This window comes from Streptomyces monticola, from assembly GCF_042665355.1.
GTDB lineage: Bacteria > Actinomycetota > Actinomycetes > Streptomycetales > Streptomycetaceae > Streptomyces > Streptomyces monticola.
Genome location: NZ_JBHTCF010000019.1, coordinates 148,092 through 169,539, shown reverse-complemented (window position 1 = coordinate 169,539; position 21,448 = coordinate 148,092). Strand labels below are relative to the sequence as shown.

Below are 21,448 nucleotides of genomic sequence, written 5' to 3'. Positions count from 1 at the left end.
CCGATCAATAAAGACGATCAGTCGGTGAATCCATGCCGCTCGTGGGCGACCATGAACGAACTCGGCTGCTGCAGCTCCGATACGGCGGGGCGCTGCACGCGCCGCCCGCCGCGGATCACCGCATAGGCGGCCCGCACATGGTCGAGGCGCTCGGTGAAGCCCATCTGCGGGTAATAGCCCTTGAGCGACCGCTGGGCGTCCATCGGTGACTGGTGGGCGTCCTTCAGCAGAAATACGGCCTTGTCGACTGCCGCGGAAACCATCGCGATCATCCCTCACGTGACCCGTTCAATTAGATGCATGATGCATCTTAATCTCCGAGGTGTCCGTTTCAGGTAAGTAAGGGCGAGATCAATGGGACCGGCTCACCCCGCCAGACACTGCGCCCCGAGCAGCACCTTCAGATCACCGAAGAGCGCCGGGTCCGGCTGGACGCGATGCCGGTCCAGGCGCAGGACCGTGGTCTTGCGGGCGCCGACGAGCTTGATCCGCACCTCGGAGTTGCCCTTGTGGTGGCTGAGGACCTCACCGAGGCGGCTGACCATCGGCGGATTGACCTTGACCGCCGGAATGGTGATCAACACCGGGGCGTTGGTGCCCGCGTTGGACAGATCGGGGACCATCAGCTCCATGGCGACCAGGCGCGGCACGTCCTCGCGCTTGTCGAGGCGGCCCTTGACGAACACCACGGCGTCCTCGACCAGTTGGGTCGACACCAGCTGGTAGGTCGCCGGGAAGAACATGCACTCGATGGAGCCCGCCAGGTCCTCGACCGTGGCGATCGCCCATGCGTTGCCCTGCTTGGTCATCTTGCGCTGCAGGCCGGAGATGATGCCGCCGATGGTGACGACCGAGCCGTCGGAGAAGTCACCGCCGGTGAGCTGCGAGATACCCGCGTCCGCCTTGTCCGACAGGACGTGCTCCAGGCCGAACAGCGGGTGGTCGGAGACATACAGACCGAGCATCTCCCGCTCCTGGGCGAGCAGATAGGTCTTCTCCCACTCCTCCTGGGCGAACTCCACATCGAGCCCGAAGCCCGGCTCGTCGGCGCCGCCGTCGTCGCCCATGCCGCCGAAGAGGTCGAACTGGCCCTCGGCTTCCTTGCGCTTGACCTGCACCACGTTGTCGATCATCGGTTCGTACTGTGCGGTGAGGCCCTTGCGGGTGTGCCCCATCTCGTCGAACGCACCCGCCTTGATGAGCGATTCGGTGGTGCGCTTGTTGCAGACGACCGCCTCGACCTTGTCGAGATAGTCGGGGAACGAGGTGAACTTCCCCTTGGCCTTACGGGCGCGGATGATCGCCTCGACCACGTTCGTCCCGACGTTACGGACGGCGGAGAGGCCGAAGAGGATCACGTCGTCGCCCTGCGCGGCGAAGTTCTGCTCCGACTCGTTGACGTTCGGCGGGAGCACCTTGATGCCCATGCGGCGGCACTCGTTGAGATAGACCGCCGACTTGTCCTTGTCGTCCTTCACCGAGGTGAGGAGCGCCGCCATGTATTCGGCCGGGTAGTTGGCCTTCAGATAGGCGGTCCAGTAGGTGACCAGGCCGTACGCCGAGGAGTGCGCCTTGTTGAACGCATAGCCGGCGAAGGGCACCAGGACGTCCCACAGGGCCTGGATCGCCTCGTCCGAGAAGCCGTTCTTACGGGCGCCCGCCTGGAAGAGGACGAAGTTCTTCTCCAGCTCCTCCGGCTTCTTCTTGCCCATCACGCGGCGCAGGATGTCGGCTTCGCCGAGTGAGTAGCCGGCGACGATCTGGGCGGCCTTCTGCACCTGCTCCTGGTACACGATCAGGCCGTAGGTGAGACCCAGGGTCTCCTTCAGGGGCTCTTCGAGCTCCTTGTGGATCGGGGTGATCTCCTGGCGGCCGTTCTTCCGCTCCGCGTAGTTGATATGCGAGTTCATGCCCATCGGGCCCGGGCGGTACAGGGCCGAAACGGCGGAAATGTCCTCGAAGTTGTCGGGCTGCATCTGGCGCAGGAGCGAGCGCATCGGGCCGCCGTCGAACTGGAAGACACCCAGCGTGTCACCGCGGCAGAGCAGTTCGAAGGTCTTCGGGTCGTCCAGCGGGAGCGAGAGCATCTCCAGGTCGATGCCCTTGCCGGCCCGCACCATCTTGACGGCGTCGTCCATGATGGTCAGGTTTCGCAGGCCCAGGAAGTCCATCTTGAGCAGGCCGAGCGACTCGCACTGGGGGTAGTCCCACTGCGTGATGGTCACGCCGTCCGTGTGCCGCGTCCAGAGCGGGGCGTGGTCGACGATCGGCTCGCTGGACATGATCACGCCGGCCGCGTGCACACCCATCTGCCGGACCAGGCCCTCGACGCCCTTGGCGGTGTCGATGACCTTCTTCACGTCCGGTTCGTTCTCGTACATCCCGCGGATCTCGCCCGCCTCGCCGTAGCGCGGGTGTGCGGGGTCGGTGATGCCGGAGAGGTCGATGCCCTTGCCGAGGACGTCGGCGGGCATCGCCTTGGTGAGGCGGTCGCCCATCGCGTACGGATAACCGAGCACGCGCGCGGAGTCCTTGATGGCGTTCTTCGCCTTGATCTTGCCGTAGGTGCCGATCATGGCGACCTTGTCGGCGCCGTACTTCTCCGTCACATACCGGATCACTTCGACGCGCCTGCGCTCGTCGAAGTCGATGTCGACATCGGGCATGGAGACGCGCTCGGGGTTGAGGAACCGCTCGAAGATCAGTCCGTGCGTGATCGGGTCGAGGTCGGTGATGCCCATGGCGTACGCGACGATCGAACCGGCCGCGGAGCCTCGGCCCGGACCCACCGCGATGCCGTTGTTCTTGGCCCACATGATGAAGTCGGCGACGACGAGGAAGTACCCCGGGAACCCCATCTGGATGATGATGTCCATCTCGTACTCGGCCTGCTTCTGCCGGTCTTCGGGCACACCGCCCGGGTAGCGGCGGTTCATGCCGACCCGGACTTCCTCCTGGAACCAGGTGACCTCGGTGAAGCCCTCGGGGATCTCAAACTTCGGCATGAGGTCGCGCTTCTCGAACATGCCGGTGGTGTCGATCTGTTCGGCCACCAGGAGGGTGTTGCGGCAGCCCTCCTGCCAGGCGTCCGAGGAGTCGATGGCGTACATCTCGTCGGTCGTCTTGAGGTAGTAACCGGTGCCGTCGAAGCGGAAGCGGTCCGGGTCCGAGAGGTTCTTGCCGGTCTGGATGCACAGCAGGGCGTCGTGCGCCGTCGACTCGTTCGCGTAGGTGTAGTGCGAGTCGTTCGTCACCAGGGGCGGGATGCCGAGCTTCTTGCCGACTTCCAGGAGGCCGTCACGGACACGGCGCTCGATCTCGATACCGTGGTCCATCAGCTCCAGGAAGTACCGGTCCTTGCCGAAGATGTCCTGGTACTCAGAGGCGGCCTTCAGGGCCTCGTCGAACTGGCCGAGGCGCAGCCGGGTCTGCAGCTCGCCGGACGGGCAGCCGGTGGAGGCGATGAGCCCCTCCGACCACTGGGAGATCGTCTCCTTGTCCATCCGCGGCCACTTCTGCAGCCAGCCCTCGGCGTACGCGTCCGAGGAGAGCTTGAAGAGGTTGTGCAGGCCGGTCTTGTTCGCCGCCCAGATCGTCTTGTGGGTATAACCACCCGAACCGGACACGTCATCGCGCTTCTGGTGCGGCTGGCCCCACTGGATCTTGCGCTTGTTGCGCCGGGACTCGGGCGCGACGTACGCCTCGATGCCGATGATCGGGGTGACACCCGCCTTCTTCGCCGAATGGAAGAAGTCGTACGCCCCGTGGAGGTTGCCGTGGTCCGTCATCGCGACGTGCGTCATGCCCATCTCATTGCAGGCATTGAACATGTCCTTGAGCCGCGCGGCACCGTCCAGCAGTGAGTACTGGGTGTGGACGTGCAGGTGCGTGAAAGGCGGCTTGGTCACGACGGAGGACCTCCAATAGGCAGGTGCGGCGCGCAGCGCCTCGATGAGGGGCGGCGGTCGGGTGACGGGTGGGCGCGATGACGGACTGGGGGGACAGCGCTGAAGTCTACGTCCGGGGACTGACAGCCGTGGGGTGGTCCGGGCTACCGTCGGCCGGGCACTCACGAATACGTTCGTACGTTGGAAGGGGCGGAACACCTGTCCCAAATGTCATGCACCAGGAGGCACCCAGCGATGTCGGTACCCCAGCTCAGCGCTGAGCAGCGCGGCGAGCAGATCCTCGCCGTCTTCGACACCGCGTTCGGCGAGCTCCTCGCCGCCGACCCGGCCGCGTTCCGCGTGAAGTTCCGCAAGATGGCGGCCTCCGCCTTCGCCTTCTACCGCGGCACGGCCTGCCTCTTCTACCACGACCTGGAGCGCGAGCAGCACGGCGGTCCGTACCTGGACGACCGCACCGGCCGGGTCTGGATCCACGGCGATCTGCACGCGGAGAACTTCGGCTCGTACATGGACTCCCAGGGCCGCCTGATCTTCAACGTCAATGACTTCGACGAGGCCTACGTCGGCCCGTTCACCTGGGACCTCAAGCGCTTCGCCGCCTCCGTCGCCCTGATCGGCTACTCGAAGGCGCTCAGCGACGAGCAGATCACCGAACTCGTCCGGATCTACGCCACGGCGTACCGCGAGCGCATCCACGCCCTGGCCACCGGCGCCAAGGACGACGAGGTGCCGCCCTTCACCCTGGACACCGCCGAGGGCCCGCTCCTGGACGCCCTGCGCTCGGCCCGCTCCCTGACCCGCTTCGGGCTCCTCGAGTCGATGACGGAGATCCGCGACTTCGAGCGCCGCTTCGCCCCCGGCGGCGGCTCCATCGAGCTGGACGCCGCCACGCGGTACAAAGTCCTGGCCGCCTTCGACGGCTATCTGGAGACCCTCCCCGAGTCCTCCCTGACCCGCCCCGACTCGTACCGCGTGAAGGACGTGGTGGGCCGCCGCGGCATCGGCATCGGCTCCGCGGGCCTGCCGTCGTACAACATCCTGCTGGAGGGCAATTCCGACGCCCTCGAGAACGACGTCGTGATCTATATGAAGCAGGCCCAGACCCCCGCGGTCTCGCGCCACATCACGGACGCCGCGATCCGGGAGTACTTCCAGCACGAGGGCCACCGCACGGTGATCTCCCAGCGCGCGCTGCAGGCGCACGCCGACCCCTGGCTGGGCTGGACCGAGCTGGACGGCGCGGGTCAGCTGGTCGCCGAGGTCTCGCCGTACGCCGTGGACCTGGACTGGTCCGATATCGATGACCCTGAGGAGATCGCCGCCGTCGTCGCCGACCTGGGCCGGGCCACCGCCGCCATGCACGCCGCGGCGGACGACGAGAGCGGCCACTCGGACCTGGTGCCGTTCTCCACCGAGCGCGCCATAGACGCCGCGATCGCCGCGGACGAGCAGGGCTTCGACGAACTCCTTGTGCAGTTCGCGCACGAGTACGGCGCGCGGGCCCGCCAGGATCACCAGATCTTCGTGGACCTGTTCCGTAACGGCCGGATTCCGGGTCTGTAGCGAGCAGGCGGCACACAGGAAACCTTGAGGGGGGCCTTACTTATCGCCATGGCACACTCTCGGGCGATGGACATATCCGGGACGCAGCCGAGGATGCTGCGGGCAGCGCTCTTCACGGCGGTCGTCGTGACGCTGTCCGCCGCCTCCCACGTGCTGCTGTCCCGGGTGCCGCTGCCGCTGACCACCGTCGCCGCCGTGGGCGCGGGTGTCTTCGCGCTCGCCTATCTGCTCGCCGGGCGCGAGCGGGGCTACTGGCGGATCGCCTCGCTCCTCATCCCCCTGGAGCTGGCCGCGGACACCGTCTTCACCACGGGCCAGCATGTCTGTTACGGCCAGGCGGGCGGCCCCGTCGCGGGCCCGCTGCGCGCCTTCGGCCTCGATGTGCTGTGCGGCGGCGAGGCCGTGGGCACCTCATTCGCCCGGGCAGCGGGCGCCGGTGAGCGTCCCGCCGCCGAACTGCTCGCCTCCGCCGACCCGGCCGCGGCCTGGCTGCTGCTCGCCGCGCACGTCGGAGTGGGGCTGCTCGCGGCCGCCTGGCTGCGGCGCGGCGAGAGCGCCCTCGCGCAGCTGCTGCGCGCGGCCGGCAAGCTCGCCTTCCGGCCCCTCCTCCTCGCGGTGGCCGTGGTCACGGTGCACCTGGAGCCGGTGCGCCGCACCCCGCGCCCCGCCCACCAGATACGCACCACGCGCGCGTGGCTCTTCGCGCACTCCGTCAGCCGGCGTGGACCGCCGTGCCCGGGCCCTGTTTTCGCCTGAGCACACCAAGTCCCCATACAACGCCATCAAACGGAGAACGGAACCATGAGCAAGCGCAACAGCCAGGCGGCGAAGACGGCGGCCCGCGAGCGGCTGCGCGCCGAGCGGGAGCGGCAGGCCAAGAAGGCCAAGGCCCGCCGGCAAGCGATCGTCGCCCTGAGCATCGTGGGCGTCCTGGCCATCGCGGGCGGCGTCGGCTATGCCGTCGTCCAGGCCACCAAGCCCGGTCAGTGGGAAGCCGCGAAGGACAAGAAGCTCGTCAAGCCGGCCAACACCGAGGGCAAGAACGGCACGACGGTCGTCCTCGGCAAGGACAGCGCCAAGAAGACCCTGGAGCTCTACGAGGACCCGCGCTGCCCGGTCTGCGCCACCTTCGAGCAGGGCGCCGGCGAGCAGGTCAAGAAGGACGTCGAGGCCGGCAAGTACAAGGTCCAGTTCTTCGGCGCCTCCTTCATCGACGACGGCGCCGGCGGTGAGGGCTCCAAGAACGCGCTCAGCGCGCTCGGCGCCGCCCTCAACGTCAGCGAGGACGCCTTCCTCGGCTACAAGGCCGCGATGTACTCGGCCGCGAACCACCCCGAGGAGAGCGACGACAAGTTCAAGGACGACGCGAATCTGATCAAGATCGCGAACGAGGTCCCGGAGCTGAAGAACAACAAGAAGTTCCAGAAGGACGTCGAGGACGGCACCTTCGACAAGTGGGCCCTCGCGATGTCCGACACGTTCCAGCAGAGCGGCGTCGAGGGCACCCCCACGCTGAAGATGGACGGCAAGAAGCTCGAGGCGGACATCAACGGCCAGAAGGGCACGCCGATGACCGCGGAGCAGTTCAAGAAGACGATCGACGAGGCGCTCAAGGCCTGAGTCGCGCCGTGAAGGCCTGAGCCACGCAGCGCACGACGGCCTGGACGCCGAGGGCCTGAGCCCGCCTGCCGGGGTGCTCAAGGCTTGATCGACGAGGAGCGGAAGAGCGGGCGAACTTTCGGAGTTCGCCCGCTCTTCGCCCATACTGGTCAGTAATCTGATCGCTCGTGACCAGTAGACTCGCTTCAACAAGCCCCACCCGCCGCACGGTTGTCAAAGCAGCCGCGGCCACCGCCGCCGTCGCCGTACCCCTGGCGGCCGCACCCTTCGCCCACGCCGCACAGGCCCCCGCCTTTCTGCACGGCGTCGCCTCCGGCGACCCGCTGCCCGACGGGATCCTGCTGTGGACCCGGGTCACGCCCACCCCCGAGGCCGTCCCCGGCTCGGGCAAGGGCCCGGACGTCAAGGTGAGTTGGGAGATAGCCGAGGACAAGTCCTTCACCAGGGTCGTCGGCACCGGCAGCACCACGGCGAGCGCCGCCTCCGACCACACCGTGAAGGCGGATGTAAGGGGCCTGCGCCAGGCGACGGACTATTACTTCCGTTTCACGGCCGACCCCGGCGGCTCCTCCGACGGCGCCCCTGGCAGCTCACCCGCCGTCTCCCCCGTCGGCCGCACCCGCACCACCCCCGCCCACGACGCCAAGGCACCGGGCGTCCGCTTCGGCGTGGTCTCCTGCGCCAACTGGGAGGCGGGCTGGTTCGCCGCGTACCGCCATCTCGCCGCCCGCGCCGACCTGGACGCGGTCCTCCATCTCGGCGACTACATCTACGAGTACGCGTCCGGCGGCTACCCGGCCGACGACGACCTCCTGCGCCGGCACGAGCCGCAGCACGAGATCGTCTCGCTCGCCGACTACCGCACCCGGCACGGCAAGTACAAGACGGACGCCGACCTCCAGGCCCTGCACGGCAGCCACCCCGTCATCGCCATCTGGGACGACCACGAGATCGCGAACGACACCTGGTCGGGCGGCGCCGAGAACCACACCCCGGAGACCGAGGGCGACTGGGCCGCGCGCCAGGCCGCCGCGAAACAGGCCTACTTCGAGTGGATGCCGGTACGCCCCGCCACCGAGGGCACCGTCTACCGCCGCATCCGCTACGGCAAGCTGGCCGATCTGCACCTGCTGGATCTGCGCTCCTTCCGCTCGCAGCAGTCGGGCATCGGCAACGGCGACGTGGACGACCCGGACCGCACGATCACCGGACGCGCCCAGCTCGACTGGCTCAAGCAGGGCCTGTCCAGGTCGGACGCCCAGTGGAAGCTGGTCGGCACCTCGGTGATGATCTCGCCGGTGGCCTTCGGCTCCGTACCGGCCCATCTCCTCGGCCCCATCGCCGAGTTGCTCGGCCTGCCCAAGGAAGGTCTCGCGGTCAATGTCGACCAGTGGGACGGCTACACCGACGACCGCAAGGAGCTCCTGGCCCACCTCACGGACCACGCCATCAAGGACACCGTCTTCCTGACCGGCGACATCCACATGGCCTGGGCGAACGACGTGCCGGTGAAGGCGGCGACGTATCCGCTCTCGAAGTCCGCGGCGACGGAGTTCGTGGTCACCTCGGTCACATCGGACAACCTCGACGACATCCTCCATGTCGCCCCGCACACCGTGTCGTTGGTGGCCGTCGGCGCGGTCAGGGCCGCCAACCGCCATGTGAAGTGGCTGGACATGGACTCGCACGGCTACGGCGTCCTCGACGTCACGGCCGAGCGCTCGCAGATGGACTACTACGTCCTCTCCGACAAGGCCGACGCCAACGCGAGCGCCACATGGGCCCGTTCGTACCGCACCCTTTCCGGCACACAGCGTGTCGAGCGGGCGGATCAGCCCGTACGCTGATCCGCATGAACGGGGACGGGGGCACGGGCGGCCGCAGAGCCGGCAGCCTGGTCGAGGGCCGCTTCGAGCTGCTCGAAAAGCTCGGCAGCGGCGGCATGGGCACCGTATGGCGGGCCCGCGACCTCTCCCTGCACCGCGAGGTGGCGCTCAAGGAAGTCCGGCCCCCCGACCCCTCGTTGACCGCCGACGAGCGGCACGTCCAGCGTGAGCGGGTGCTGCGCGAGGCCCGCGCGCTCGCCCGCCTCAACCACCCCCATGTGGTGACCGTCCACCAGATCGTCGACACCGGCGAGGACGCGCACCCGTGGATCGTCATGGAGCTGCTGTCGGGCCGCACCCTCCAGGACCGCCTGGACGAGGGCGTGCTCGAACCGCGCGAAGCCGCCCGTATCGGCCTGATGGTGCTCTCCGCCCTGCGCGCCGCACACGCCGCGGGGATCCACCACCGGGACGTCAAGCCCGCCAACATCATGCTGCGCGAGGACGGCTCGGCGGTCCTCACCGACTTCGGCATCGCCGCCCTGCAGGGCGCCACCGCGCTCACCGCGGCCGACGCCCTCGTCGGCTCCCCCGAGTACATGGCCCCCGAACGCGTCCGCGGCACCGACAACGACCCGGCATCGGACCTGTGGTCCCTCGGACTGGTGCTGTACGCCGCCGTGGAAGGCATCAGCCCGATGCGCCGGTCCACCACCCTGGCCACGCTCACCGCGGTACTCGAAGCCCCGGTGCCACCGTCCGTGCACGCCGCCGGGCCCCTCGCCCCGGTCCTGCGCGCCCTGCTCGTACGCGACCCGGCGGCCCGCCCGGACGCGGACCGGCTCGAAGCGCTGCTCCGGCAGGCCGAGGCCCCGCCGATCTGGGCCGCGGCCGTGACCTCACCCGCGCAGCGCCTGCCGGGCCCGCCCTTCCCCGACTCCGGCGCAGCCGGGCCGACGGCACCGGAACCACGGCCGGTGCCCCGCAGCCGCAGCCGTACGCCCGTACTCATCGCGGTGATCGCGGTGGCCGTCGCCGTCGTGGCCGCAACGGCCCTGGTGTTCGCCCTGCGCGACGCCGGCAAGAAGGACCCGGGGACGGACAACGGCGGTACGGGCGGCACGGGTTCGGCCCCCGCGACACCCGGTCAGAGCCAGGCGTCACCGAGCCACAGCCCGAGCCAGAGCCCGAGCGCGACCCCGACCCCCACCACCTCACCGCCCACCACCTCGGCCCCGCCCCAGGACCCGACCCCCCTGCCGGCCGCCGGACGGTGGGTGGCCCAGCTGGCCTCCGTGCCCAAGTCGGCCGGTACGGGAGCCAGGGACCGCCAGCTGGCCGCGCTGCGCGCCAAGGGCGCCGACAACGCCACGTATCTGGAAAGCGGCGCCTACGACGCACTCAAGCCGGGCTACTGGATGCTCTACTCCCCCGGTTTCGCCAACGGCGAAGAGGCCGTCTCGTACTGCCAGGGCATCGGCCTGACCACCAAGAACCAGTGCGTGGGCCGCTACGTCAGCGACAACGCGGCGGACCGCGCCTACATCTGCGCCCCCACCGCGACCGGCACCACCACCGGCCGCTGCACCCGCCCCTAGAGCGGCCGGTTCCCGGAAACAGCTCCCTAGAGCGACTCGAGAAACCCGAGCGCCGCCCGCCAGGTCTCCTCCGCCGCCTCCGCGTCGTAATCCGCGAGGTCCGGGTCGGTGTAGAGGTGCCCCGCGCCCCGGTAGCGGAAGACCTCCACGTCCGCACCCGCCCGCCGCATCCGCAGATACCAGGCGTTCAGCCAGTCGTCCGGTTCGAACGGATCCGGGTCGGCGACATGCAGCTGCACCGGCAGGTCGTCCACGGACGCGTCGTCCGTGAGATCCGATGTGCCGTGCAGCAGAAGCAGGCCGCGGGCCTTCTCGTCGGCCAGGGCGAGATTCTGCGCGAGGGAGCCGCCGAGCGAGAACCCGGCGTAGACGAGACCCCGCTCGGAGTGCGGCGCGGAGGCGGTCACGGCCCGCCTGAGCAGCTCGTCCGTGCCGATCTCGTCCTTGATCTTCATGCCCTCCTCGACTGTCTCGGTGGTCCGCCCGTCGTAGAGGTCGGGCACGTGCACCTCGTGCCCCGCGGCACGCAGTCGCTCCGCCGCCGCGTGCACCGCGGGGCGTAGGCCGAAGGCCGAGTGGAAAAGCATGATGTCCATGGGGCCATCGTGCCAGGCGTACGAGCGCCCCCTACTCTCGAACACATGGAGAACGTACTGCGTCCACTGATCGTCCTCGGTGGCTCGGTCGTACTCACACTGGTCGTCGGATGGCTGGTGGACCGGCTACTGCAACGCGCTGACGCGCGGCACCACGAGACTCCCCTGTGGGGCCTTCTGCGCCGCTGCCGCCTTTCCCTTCAAGTCGTCCTGTGCACCGTGCTGTTGGCCGCTTCCTATGAGCAGGCCGAGATCCTCGAGTCCCGCTCGGGGGACATCGGGCACATTCTGAGCCTCGTCCTCATCGCCTCGTCCGCATGGCTGGTGGTGCGGATCACGGCGGCGATCGTCGAGTCGTCCTACGCCCGTTACGCCACCACCAGCCGCGACCCGGCCCGAGTACGCCGGGTGCGCACCCAGGTGACGCTCATCATGCGGGTGGTCACCGCCATCGTCGGTGTGGTGGCCGCCGCCGCGATCCTGCTCACCTTCCCCGCCATGCGCACGGCGGGCGCATCGCTGCTCGCCTCCGCCGGTGTCCTCGGCATCGTCGCCGGTATCGCCGCCCAGTCCACCCTCGGCAATCTCTTCGCCGGCTTCCAGATCGCCTTCGGCGACATGGTGCGGCTCGGCGACACCGTCGTGGTGGACGGCGAGTGGGGCACGGTCGACGAGATCACGCTGACCTTCCTGACCGTACGCACCTGGGACGAGCGCCGGATCACCATGCCGGTCTCGTACTTCACGTCGAAGCCGTTCGAGAACTGGTCGCGCGGCGGCGCCCAGATGACCGGCACGGTCTTCTTCCACCTGGACCACACCGCCCCCGTCCACGAGATGCGCGAGCAGCTGCACACCATCCTGCGCGAGTGCCCGGCCTGGGACGGCCGCGACTGGGGCCTGGCCGTCACGGACACCACCCCGTCCACGATGCAGGTCCGCGCCCTGGTCACGGCCAAGGACGCGGACGACGTCTGGACGGTCCGGGTCGCCGTCCGCGAGCAGCTCCTGGCCTGGCTCTGCGACCACCATCCCTACGCCCTGCCCCGTATCACCACGTCCCCCGCGGTCCGCCCGCCGGAGGACCTGCACACCGAGCACGCATCGCCGGACGGGGAGGTGCCCCGCACGGGCAGGGGCTGACCGGCCGCCCCCACACGGCTACCGCAGGCTGCGCACATCCAGGTGCCGCAGCACCCGGTCCACGATCTCCGGGTCCGCCCCCGGCTCGCTGCGTGCCGACAGCACCTCGTGCCGGGCGGCGGACATCATCTCGCCCTGGATCCGCCGTACCCGCTTCATCCACGCGGTCCGCTTGACGTAGGCCGCCTTGCGGTCGTCGTCGACCATGTCGGGGCTGATCCGGGCCCCGATGTCATAGGCGCGGCGGGCCAGTTGCTCGGCGAACTCGTCCGGCAGCTCCTCGACCTCCTGGATCTCCTTGAGCCGCCGCTTCGCGGCCTTCGCGGCCCGGATCGCCAGCTCCTTCTCGAAGGCCTCCTCGACCTCGGCGTCCGCCTCCACACCCAGCTTCCGCACCAGCCAGGGCAAGGTGAGCCCCTGCACCACGAGGGTCGCCATGATGACCCCGAAGGCGATGAAGATGATCTCGTCGCGGACCGGGAACGGCTCTCCGTTCTCCATGGTCTTGGGGATGGCGAGCGCCAGCGCCACGGAGGCCACGCCGCGCATCCCCGACCACCACATGACGACGGTCTCCCGCCAGCTGACGGGGATCTCCTCGTCGTAGTCGCGCAGGCTGTGCAGCTTCTTGGCGACCCAGGTCGCGGGCAGCAGCCACAGCAGTCGTACGAGGACGACCACCGCGGTCACCGCGGCGGCCCAGCCGATCAGCTCCGCCCATCGCCCCGACGCGGTCTTGATGGCGTTGTGCAGTTCGAGCCCGATGAGCCCGAACGCGATACCGGTCACCAGGGTGTCCACGACTTCCCAGAAGGTGCGGCCCGCGAGCCGCCCCATCACGTCGTCGGCGTCCACCGCGTACTCGGCGAGGAACAGCGCGGTCACCAGGACCGCGAGCACCCCGGACCCCTTGAGCTCCTCGGCGAGTACGTACGACACGAAGGGCACCAGGAGCGTCAGGCCGACCTGCAGCGTCGGGTCGCCGAGGAAGCCCATCAGCTTGTTGGCCGTCCAGCCGATGGCGAGGCCGATGGCGATCGCGACGACCGCGGAGAGCACCAGGTCGAGGGCGGCGTCGGGCAGTGAGAAGGTGCCGCTGACGGCCGCCGCGATGGCCACGTGGTACAGCACGATCGCCGTGACGTCGTTGAAGAGCCCCTCGCCCTCCAGGATCGACACCAGGCGCCTGGGGAGCCCGAGTTGGCCGGCCACGGCGGTCGCGGCGACCGGGTCGGGCGGCGCCACGAGCGCCCCGAGCGCGAAGGCCGCGGCGATCGGCAGGCCCGGCACGATGGAGTTGGCGACCGCGGCGACCGCGACCATGGTGACGAGCACCAGGGCCACGGCGAGCAGCAGGATCGGCCGCAGATTCGCCGTGAACTGGCGCCAGGAGGTGCGCTGTACGGAGGCGTAGAGCAGCGGAGGCAGCACCAGCGGCAGGATGTACTCGGGCGGGATGTCGACATTCGGCACGAACTGGAGCAGCGCGAGCACGATTCCGGCGAGCGTCATGAGGACCGGCGCCGGCAGCCTGAGCCGCTCGCCGAGCGGCACGCTCAGGACGGCCCCGAGGAGCAGGACGAACAGCAGCGCCAACTGGTCCACTTCGGTGGCCTCCGGACGGTCTCGCGCGGGCTTCGGCGATGCGCTCCCGGGGAACTGAAGATCGGAAACGCGCTCTCAAGCCTGCCACGCGAAAGCGACAAACCCGGCACACCGGGCGCTGTCCGGTCGCTGCAGAAACTGATCCCCCGCACAAGGCCCGGCCCTGTGCGGCCCTGTGCGGCCCTGTGCGGCCCTGTCCGGCCCTGTCCGGCCCTGTCCGGCCCTGCGCAGCCCTAAAGAGCCCGCCGCATGGCCAGATGCGGAATCCCGGCGTCCAGGAACTCGGGACCGTAAGCCGCGTATCCAAGCCGCTCGTAGAACTTGAGCGCATGCGTCTGGGCATGCAGGTCGACCGCGGTGAGCCCCCGCTCCCGGGCGACGTCCTCGATCCCCCGCACCAGCGCCGCCCCCACACCGAGTCCCCGCGCGGAGCGGGTCACCGCGAGCCGCCCGAGGGAGCCGACGGCGAGATCGCCGCCGACCTTCTCCGCGGCCGCGGGGCCGTGCAGCAGCCGCCCGGTACCGAGCGCCGCCCCGTCGTCCGCGACGGCGAGCACATGCACAGCACCGGCGTCGTACGCGTCGTACTCGATGTCCTCGGGCACCTGCTGCTCGACGACGAAGACGTCCTTGCGGACCGCGAAACACAGCTCCAGTTCGGCCGCGTCCCGCACCACCCGCACCTGGAAGGCGGTCATTCGCTCTCCGCCCGCACCCGGTCGAGGGCCTGCTGCAGGTCGTCGGGGTAGTCGCTCTCGAACTCCACCCAGCGCCCGTCACCGGGGTGCTCGAAGCCGAGCCGCATGGCGTGCAGCCACTGCCGCGTCAGACCGAGCCGCTTGGCGAGGGTCGGGTCGGCGCCGTAGGTCAGATCGCCCACGCACGGGTGCCGATGGGCCGACATATGGACCCGGATCTGGTGGGTGCGCCCGGTCTCCAGCTTGATGTCGAGCAGCGAGGCCGCCCGGAACGCCTCGATCAGGTCGTAGTGCGTCACGGAGGGCTTGCCCTCGGCGGTGACCGCCCACTTGTAGTCGTGGTTGGGGTGACGCCCGATGGGGGCGTCGATGGTGCCGCTGAGCGGATCCGGGTGGCCCTGCACGAGCGCGTGGTAGCGCTTGTCGACCGTGCGCTCCTTGAACTGCCGCTTCAGCGACGTGTACGCGTACTCGGACTTGGCCACGACCATGAGGCCCGATGTGCCGACGTCGAGCCGGTGCACGATGCCCTGGCGCTCGGCGGCACCGGAGGTCGAGATCCGGTAGCCGGCCGCCGCGAGGCCGCCGATCACGGTGGTGCCGGTCCAGCCGGGGCTGGGGTGCGCGGCCACACCGACCGGCTTGACGATCACGACGATGTCGTCGTCGTCATGCACGATCTCCATGCCCTCGACCGGCTCGGCCACGATCTGCACGGGCGGCGCGGCCTGCGGCATCTCCACCTCGAGCCAGGCCCCGCCGTGCACCCGCTCGGACTTTCCGACGACGGCGCCGTCGACCTGGACCTTCCCCGCCGCGGCCAGCTCGGCGGCCTTGGTACGGGAGAAGCCGAACATGCGGGAGATGGCGGCGTCGACACGCTCGCCCTCCAGGCCGTCGGGCACGGGCAGGGTGCGGATCTCGGGAATGGTGCTCACTCCACGAGTATGACCGACCGGCCGCGCCCTTTCGTACGCCAGTCCTCGCGAGGGCCTTCGTACACCGGCCCCGCGCGGGCGTCGTCCGCCAGCCGGAACCCGGTCCTCGCCGCCCGGAGCTCAGTCCTTGTGGACGGTCCCGTCCGGGTCGAGCCCGCGGAAGGACAGGATCACGATCAGGATGCCGCCGCACACGATCGCGGAGTCCGCCAGGTTGAACACCGCGAACCCCTTGGGCGCGATGAAGTCGACCACCGCACCCTCGAAGACCCCGGGGGCACGGAAGATCCGGTCGGTGAGGTTGCCGAGGGCACCGCCGAGCAGCAGGCCGAGCGCGATCGCCCAGGGCAGGCTGTACAGCTTGCGGGCGAGCCGGGCGATCACCACGATCACGGTCGCCGCGATAAAGGTGAAGATCACGGTGAAGGCCTCACCGATCCCGAAGGCGGCGCCCGCGTTCCGGATGGCCTCGAACCGCAGCCAGTCGCCGATGACCTGGATCGGCTCGTGGTGCTCGAGTTCGGCGACCACGATCATCTTGCTGATCAGGTCGATGGCGTACGCGAAGGCGGCCACGGCGAACAGCACCGCGATCTTGCGCCGCCCCTTGGGCCGCTCCTGCGACTGCGCCTGTGCCTCCGACTGCGTCTCGGGGTTCTCCGTGCCGTCGTCCCGCCCCGGCTCCGCACCCTCAACATCTGGCGTACCGATGATGCGCTCCGCCTCTGCCACGTGAGTCCCTCAACCTAGATACCTGACTGAGGATGAGGGTACGGCACACCCATACGACGACCGAGTCTCAGTAGCGCCGTTCCTGCTTCTGCTTGCACTCGACGCACAGAGTGGCGCGTGGGAAAGCCTGCATCCGCGCCTTGCCGATCGCCTGCCCACAGTTCTCGCACAGGCCATAGGTGTTGGCGTCGAGCCGCTCGAGGGCGCGCTCGGTCTGCTCCAGCATCTCCTTGGCGTTGGCGGCCAGGGCCATCTCGTGCTCGCGCGTGATGTTCTTCGTCCCGGTGTCGGCCTGGTCGTCACCCGCGCCGTCCCCGGAGTCCCGCATCAGCCCGGCCAGCGCCTCCTCGGACGTCAGGATCTCGGTACGCAGCCGTCCCGCCTCCTCGGACAGCAGGGTGCGGGCCTCCGCCACCTCGGCGGGAGTCCACGGGTCCTCACCCGGCCGCACCGCGAGCTCGCCCGGCTCCGCCTCCGCCACCGCACGCGCCTTGGGTACGGCGGAGGCCGCCTTCTGTGCCGTTGTCGCCGCCCCCGGAGTCTTCTTCGCAACCACCGACCTGGCTCCCGTCTTCTTCGCGGCATCGGCCGCGTCACCGGCCGCGGACGCGGCCGTCTTCCTGCCCGGTGCCTCAGTCGCCGCGGCGCCCTTTTCCGCCGCGGCGGCAGCCTTCTTGGTCGCGCCCTTCCCCTCGGCGTCCGCCCCGGCCGCCGGCTCCTCCGCATCTGCACCCGCTGCGGAGCCCGTCTTCTGTCCGGCCGTCGCGGTCTTGGCCGTGCTCTTCTTGGCCGCCGTCTTCTTCGCGGCGGTCTTCTTGGCCCCGCCGGTGTCCGTGGCCGCCGCCTTCTCGGCGGAGGCCTTCTTCGCACCGGCGGCACCTGCGGCACCGGAGGAACCGGAGGCCTTCTTCGCGCCCTCCGGCTGCGCCTCCTCCCCTGCCGTCGCCCCGGCAGCGGCCTTCTTCGCCGCCGCCTTCCCGGCCGACGCGGCCTTCTTGGCGCCGCTCCCACCGGCCGCCGCGGCGGCCTTCTTCGCCGTGGCCCCGGCAGTGGTCTTCTTCGCGGCGGCCTTCTTGGCCGCCGCCTTTGGAGCCGCGGGCTCGGCCGCCTCCTCCTTGGCCGCGGCCGTCCCGGCCGTGGCCTTCTCGGCCGCCGACTTCTTCGCGGTGCCCTTCCCCGCCTCGGCGCTCTTGCCCGCCTTCCCGGCGGCCTTGCCCGCCTTCTCGGCATGGGCCGCGCCTGCGACGGTGCTCTTCTTGCCGGTCACGTCTTTGGCCGCCGCACCAGTGGATCTGGCGGACGCCGACTCCTGTACGGCGGTCTTCTTCGCCACCATGGCCGCGGCCCCTTCACATATTGTGATCTTGCTCGCGAATCGTGCTGGGACGATAAATCGACTCCAGGCCCGCGGCAACGGGGCACGCCGCCCGATTCGCCCGCCCCGTGGGTACCGCGCGGCGGGCATGCATCCGTTGTGCCCAGCTCTCCGCCGGGTAATCCGCCGAGCCCGGCCAGCCGGACTCCGCCTGCGGCCGTATGCCCATTCGGGTCACTCCGCGCAGCTCGGCCGCCCACCGGAATAGGCGCTTCCAGGGCTCCCGTCCGTAGCTCCGGAAACCGGTCGGCCTGCCCCGCGCCGGGCCCGTACACTGGGCACAGCGAAAAGCATGGATGGGGACGAGTAGCGTCCGTACGCAGCCATGAGCGACCCGGGGACGGTGCGAGCCCGGGGGCCGGCGCGAACGCGAAGATCACCCCGGAGCCGCCGGAAGAACGCCACAGCAGCACGTCAGCACCACAGCTGAGGCCAGTAGACCCGGCATCGCGACCCCAATGAGGGGGCTCACCGGCGCAGACCCGCGCCCGGCGGGCCAAGGAGGGTGGTACCGCGGGAGCCCGCGCCGCACCAGGCGCAGAGCAGCTCTCGTCCCTCCGACGGAATCGAGCAGTGTCCGCCGGAGGAAGATCGATGACGCAGTACCGCCAGGTGCCCGCCCAGGTCGACCTGCCCGCCCTCGAGCATGCCGTGCTCGACTTCTGGCGCGAGCAGAAGATCTTTGCCAAGAGCTTGGAGCAGTCCGAGGGCCGCCCCGAGTGGGTGTTCTACGAGGGCCCGCCCACCGCCAACGGCATGCCGGGCGCCCACCACATCGAGGCCCGCGTCTTCAAGGACGTCTTCCCGCGCTTCCGCACGATGCGCGGCTACCACGTCGCACGCAAGGCCGGCTGGGACTGCCATGGCCTGCCCGTCGAGCTCGCCGTCGAGAAGGAGCTCGGCTTCAACGGCAAGAAGGACATCGAGGCGTACGGCATCGCCGAGTTCAACGCCAAGTGCCGTGAGTCCGTGACCCGGCACACCGACGCCTTCGCCGACCTGACGACGCGCATGGGCTACTGGGTCGACCTCGACGACGCGTACCGGACGATGAACCCGGAGTACGTCGACTCCGTCTGGTGGTCCCTGAAGGAGATCTTCAACAAGGACCTGCTCGTCCAGGACCACCGCGTCGCCCCCTGGTGCCCCCGCTGCGGCACCGGCCTCTCGGACCACGAGCTGGCGCAGGGCTACGAAACGGTCGTCGACCCGTCCGTCTACGTCCGCTTCCCGCTCACCGGCGGCCCCCTCGCCGGCGAGGCCGCTCTCCTGGTCTGGACGACGACCCCCTGGACGCTCGTCTCCAACACCGCGGTCGCCGCCCACCCCGAGGTGACCTATGTCGTCGCCACCGACGGCACCGAGAAGCTCGTGGTCGCCGAGCCTCTCCTGGAGAAGGCGCTCGGCGAGGGCTGGGAGGCCACGGGCCAGACCTTCACCGGCGCCGAAATGGAGCGCTGGACGTATCAGCGCCCCTTCGAGCTGGTGGAGTTCCCCGCTCCCGCGCACTACGTGGTCAACGCCGAATACGTCACCACCGAAGACGGCACCGGCCTGGTCCACCAGTCCCCCGCCTTCGGTGAGGACGACCTCAAGGTCTGCCGTGCGTACGGCCTGCCGGTGGTGAACCCGGTCCGCCCCGACGGCACCTTCGAGGAGGAAGTCCCGCTCGTCGGCGGCGTCTTCTTCAAGAAGGCCGACGAAAAGCTCACCGAGGACCTCTCCGCCCGCGGCCTGCTCTTCAGGCACATCCCGTACGAGCACAGCTATCCGCACTGCTGGCGCTGCCACACGGCGCTCCTCTACTACGCGCAGCCGTCCTGGTACATCCGCACCACGGCCGTCAAGGACCGCCTGCTCGAGGAGAACGAGAAGACCAACTGGTTCCCGGAGTCCGTCAAGCACGGCCGCTTCGGCGACTGGCTGAACAACAACATCGACTGGGCCCTGTCCCGCAACCGCTACTGGGGCACCCCGCTGCCCATCTGGCGCTGTGAGGAAGGCCATCTCTCCTGTGTGGGCTCCCGCGCCGAGCTCTCCGAGCTCACGGGCACCGACCAGTCGGCACTCGACCCGCACCGCCCGTTCATCGACGAGATCACCTTCACCTGCACGCACGCCGACTGCCAGCTGGAGGCGTACCGCGTGCCGGAGGTCATCGACGCCTGGTACGACTCGGGTTCGATGCCGTTCGCGCAGTGGGGCTACCCCCACAAGAACAAGGAGCTGTTCGAGAGCCGTTACCCGGCGCAGTTCATCTCCGAGGCCATCGACCAGACCCGCGGCTGGTTCTACACACTCATGGCCGTCGGCACCCTCGTCTTCGACAAGTCGTCGTACGAGAACGTCGTCTGCCTCGGCCACATCCTCGCCGAGGACGGCCGCAAGATGTCCAAGCACCTGGGCAACACCCTGGACCCGATCCCGCTGATGGACCGGCACGGCGCGGACGCGGTGCGCTGGTTCATGGCCGCGGGCGGCTCCCCCTGGGCGGCCCGCCGCGTCGGCCACGGCACGATCCAGGAGGTCGTCCGCAAGACCCTCCTCACGTACTGGAACACGGTCGCCTTCCAGGCCCTGTACGCCCGTACGTCGAAGTGGGCCCCCTCGGACGCGGACCCGGCCCCGGCCGACCGCCCGCTCCTGGACCGCTGGCTGCTCAGCGAGCTGAACGACCTGGTCGACCAGAGCACCGACGCCCTTGAGTCGTACGACACCCAGCGTGCGGGCAAGCTCCTTTCGGCCTTCGTCGACAACCTTTCCAACTGGTACGTGCGCCGCTCCCGCCGCCGCTTCTGGCAGGGCGACAAGGCGGCCCTGCGCACCCTGCACGAAGTCGTCGAGACGGTCACGCGCCTGATGGCCCCGCTGACCCCGTTCCTCACCGAGCGGGTCTGGCAGGACCTGGTGGTCCCGGTCACCCCCGACGCCCCGGAGTCGGTGCATCTGTCGACCTGGCCCGAGGCCGACAAGTCCCTTGTCGACCCGGCGCTTTCGCAGCAGATGGCACTGGTGCGGCGCCTGGTCGAACTGGGCCGCGCGACCCGCGCCGAGTCCGGTGTGAAGACCCGCCAGCCGCTGTCCCGCGCCCTGGTCGCGGCGACCGGCTTCGAGACCCTTGGCGAGGAACTCCGCGCCCAGATCACCGAAGAGCTGAACGTCTCGTCCCTCGCCTCGCTCTCCGAGGTGGGCGGCTCCCTGGTCGACACCACGGCCAAGGCCAACTTCCGCGCCCTGGGCAAGCGTTTCGGCAAGGGCGTGCAAGCGGTGGCGAAGGCCGTCGCCGATGCCGACGCGGCGGCTCTCTCCCTGGCCCTGCGCGACGGCTCCGCGACGATCGAGGTCGAGGGCGAGCAGGTGACCCTCACCCCCGATGAGGTCTTCATCACGGAGACCCCGCGCGAGGGCTGGTCCGTCGCCTCCGAGGCCGGCGCCACCGTCGCCCTCGACCTGGAGATCACCGACGATCTGCGCCGCGCGGGCCTCGCCCGTGACGCCATCCGCCTCATCCAGGAGGCCCGCAAGAACAGCGGCCTGGACGTCGCGGACCGGATCGCGGTCCGCTGGTCGGCGACGGCCGCGGACACGACGGCGGCCCTGACCGAGCACACCCCCCTCATCGCGGACGAGGTCCTCGCCCTGGACTTCGCCGAGGGCGAGGCCGACGAGGCGTACGGCGAGCCCTTCACCGACGAGGGCCTGTCCCTCACCTTCCGCCTCCGCAAGACCGAGGCGTAAGCGCCGCACGGCAACACCAAGGCCCGGCGTCACCCGATCCAACGGATCGGTGGGCGCCGGGCCTTCGGCGTTGTGTACCGGCGCACAGACGCGCCCCCGACCTCTGCC

The 21,448-nt window shown here is 69.6% G+C and carries 15 protein-coding genes; 7 read left to right on the top strand and 8 right to left on the bottom strand.

Annotated elements, in window-relative coordinates:
• Positions 1 to 17 precede the first annotated feature (17 nt).
• Both ACFQVC_RS33795 and dnaE read right to left on the bottom strand, forming a co-directional pair.
• Positions 18 to 263, bottom strand: coding sequence for a hypothetical protein (locus ACFQVC_RS33795; protein WP_381837834.1), 246 nt, complete (start codon positions 261 to 263; stop codon positions 18 to 20).
• A gap of 102 nt (positions 264 to 365) precedes the next feature.
• Positions 366 to 3,908 carry a DNA polymerase III subunit alpha gene (gene dnaE, locus ACFQVC_RS33790; RefSeq protein WP_381837833.1) on the bottom strand — a complete coding sequence of 1,181 codons (3,543 nt, stop codon included), beginning with the start codon at positions 3,906 to 3,908 and terminating at the stop codon, positions 366 to 368.
• 234 nt (positions 3,909 to 4,142) lie between these two features.
• Here dnaE and ACFQVC_RS33785 point away from each other — a divergent pair, with 234 nt between their 5' ends.
• From ACFQVC_RS33785 to ACFQVC_RS33765, 5 genes are all read left to right on the top strand, one after another.
• Positions 4,143 to 5,471 carry a DUF2252 domain-containing protein gene (locus ACFQVC_RS33785; RefSeq protein WP_381837831.1) on the top strand — a complete coding sequence of 443 codons (1,329 nt, stop codon included), beginning with the start codon at positions 4,143 to 4,145 and terminating at the stop codon, positions 5,469 to 5,471.
• Positions 5,472 to 5,537: 66 nt separating this feature from the next.
• Positions 5,538 to 6,227: a hypothetical protein gene (locus ACFQVC_RS33780; protein WP_381837829.1), complete on the top strand. Its 690-nt coding sequence runs from the start codon at positions 5,538 to 5,540 to the stop codon at positions 6,225 to 6,227.
• A 45-nt stretch (positions 6,228 to 6,272) separates the two neighbouring features.
• Positions 6,273 to 7,091 (top strand): DsbA family protein, encoded by an 819-nt coding sequence (locus tag ACFQVC_RS33775; RefSeq protein WP_381837827.1) that lies wholly within the window; start codon positions 6,273 to 6,275, stop codon positions 7,089 to 7,091.
• 167 nt (positions 7,092 to 7,258) lie between these two features.
• Complete coding sequence (locus ACFQVC_RS33770) at positions 7,259 to 8,938, top strand: alkaline phosphatase D family protein (RefSeq protein WP_381837825.1); 1,680 nt, start codon at positions 7,259 to 7,261, stop codon at positions 8,936 to 8,938.
• 5 nt (positions 8,939 to 8,943) lie between these two features.
• A complete protein-coding gene (locus ACFQVC_RS33765; protein ID WP_381837823.1) occupies positions 8,944 to 10,515 on the top strand; it encodes a serine/threonine-protein kinase in 1,572 nt (523 codons plus the stop codon).
• Between the two features lie 26 nt (positions 10,516 to 10,541).
• On the opposite strand, the gene ACFQVC_RS33760 is transcribed toward ACFQVC_RS33765, so the two are convergent.
• Positions 10,542 to 11,111 (bottom strand): dienelactone hydrolase family protein, encoded by a 570-nt coding sequence (locus ACFQVC_RS33760; RefSeq protein ID WP_381837821.1) that lies wholly within the window; start codon positions 11,109 to 11,111, stop codon positions 10,542 to 10,544.
• Positions 11,112 to 11,156: 45 nt separating this feature from the next.
• Here ACFQVC_RS33760 and ACFQVC_RS33755 point away from each other — a divergent pair, with 45 nt between their 5' ends.
• A complete protein-coding gene (locus ACFQVC_RS33755) occupies positions 11,157 to 12,254 on the top strand; it encodes a mechanosensitive ion channel family protein (RefSeq protein WP_381837819.1) in 1,098 nt (365 codons plus the stop codon).
• An 18-nt stretch (positions 12,255 to 12,272) separates the two neighbouring features.
• On the opposite strand, the gene ACFQVC_RS33750 is transcribed toward ACFQVC_RS33755, so the two are convergent.
• From ACFQVC_RS33750 to ACFQVC_RS33730, 5 genes are all read right to left on the bottom strand, one after another.
• Entirely contained in the window at positions 12,273 to 13,859 is a 1,587-nt protein-coding gene (locus tag ACFQVC_RS33750; protein ID WP_381837817.1) for a Na+/H+ antiporter, read from the bottom strand.
• A 233-nt stretch (positions 13,860 to 14,092) separates the two neighbouring features.
• A complete protein-coding gene (locus tag ACFQVC_RS33745; RefSeq protein WP_381837816.1) occupies positions 14,093 to 14,557 on the bottom strand; it encodes a GNAT family N-acetyltransferase in 465 nt (154 codons plus the stop codon).
• Positions 14,554 to 15,495, bottom strand: coding sequence for an RluA family pseudouridine synthase (locus ACFQVC_RS33740; RefSeq protein ID WP_381837814.1), 942 nt, complete (start codon positions 15,493 to 15,495; stop codon positions 14,554 to 14,556). The genes ACFQVC_RS33745 and ACFQVC_RS33740 overlap by 4 nt, the downstream gene beginning before the upstream one ends.
• Before the next feature lie 120 nt (positions 15,496 to 15,615).
• A complete protein-coding gene (gene lspA, locus ACFQVC_RS33735) occupies positions 15,616 to 16,227 on the bottom strand; it encodes a signal peptidase II (RefSeq protein WP_381837812.1) in 612 nt (203 codons plus the stop codon).
• 67 nt (positions 16,228 to 16,294) lie between these two features.
• Positions 16,295 to 17,563 carry a TraR/DksA family transcriptional regulator gene (locus ACFQVC_RS33730; RefSeq protein WP_381837810.1) on the bottom strand — a complete coding sequence of 423 codons (1,269 nt, stop codon included), beginning with the start codon at positions 17,561 to 17,563 and terminating at the stop codon, positions 16,295 to 16,297.
• A 633-nt stretch (positions 17,564 to 18,196) separates the two neighbouring features.
• On the opposite strand from ACFQVC_RS33730, the gene ileS reads away from it, so the two are divergent.
• Positions 18,197 to 21,340, top strand: coding sequence for an isoleucine--tRNA ligase (ileS, locus tag ACFQVC_RS33725; protein WP_381837808.1), 3,144 nt, complete (start codon positions 18,197 to 18,199; stop codon positions 21,338 to 21,340).
• Positions 21,341 to 21,448 lie beyond the last annotated feature (108 nt).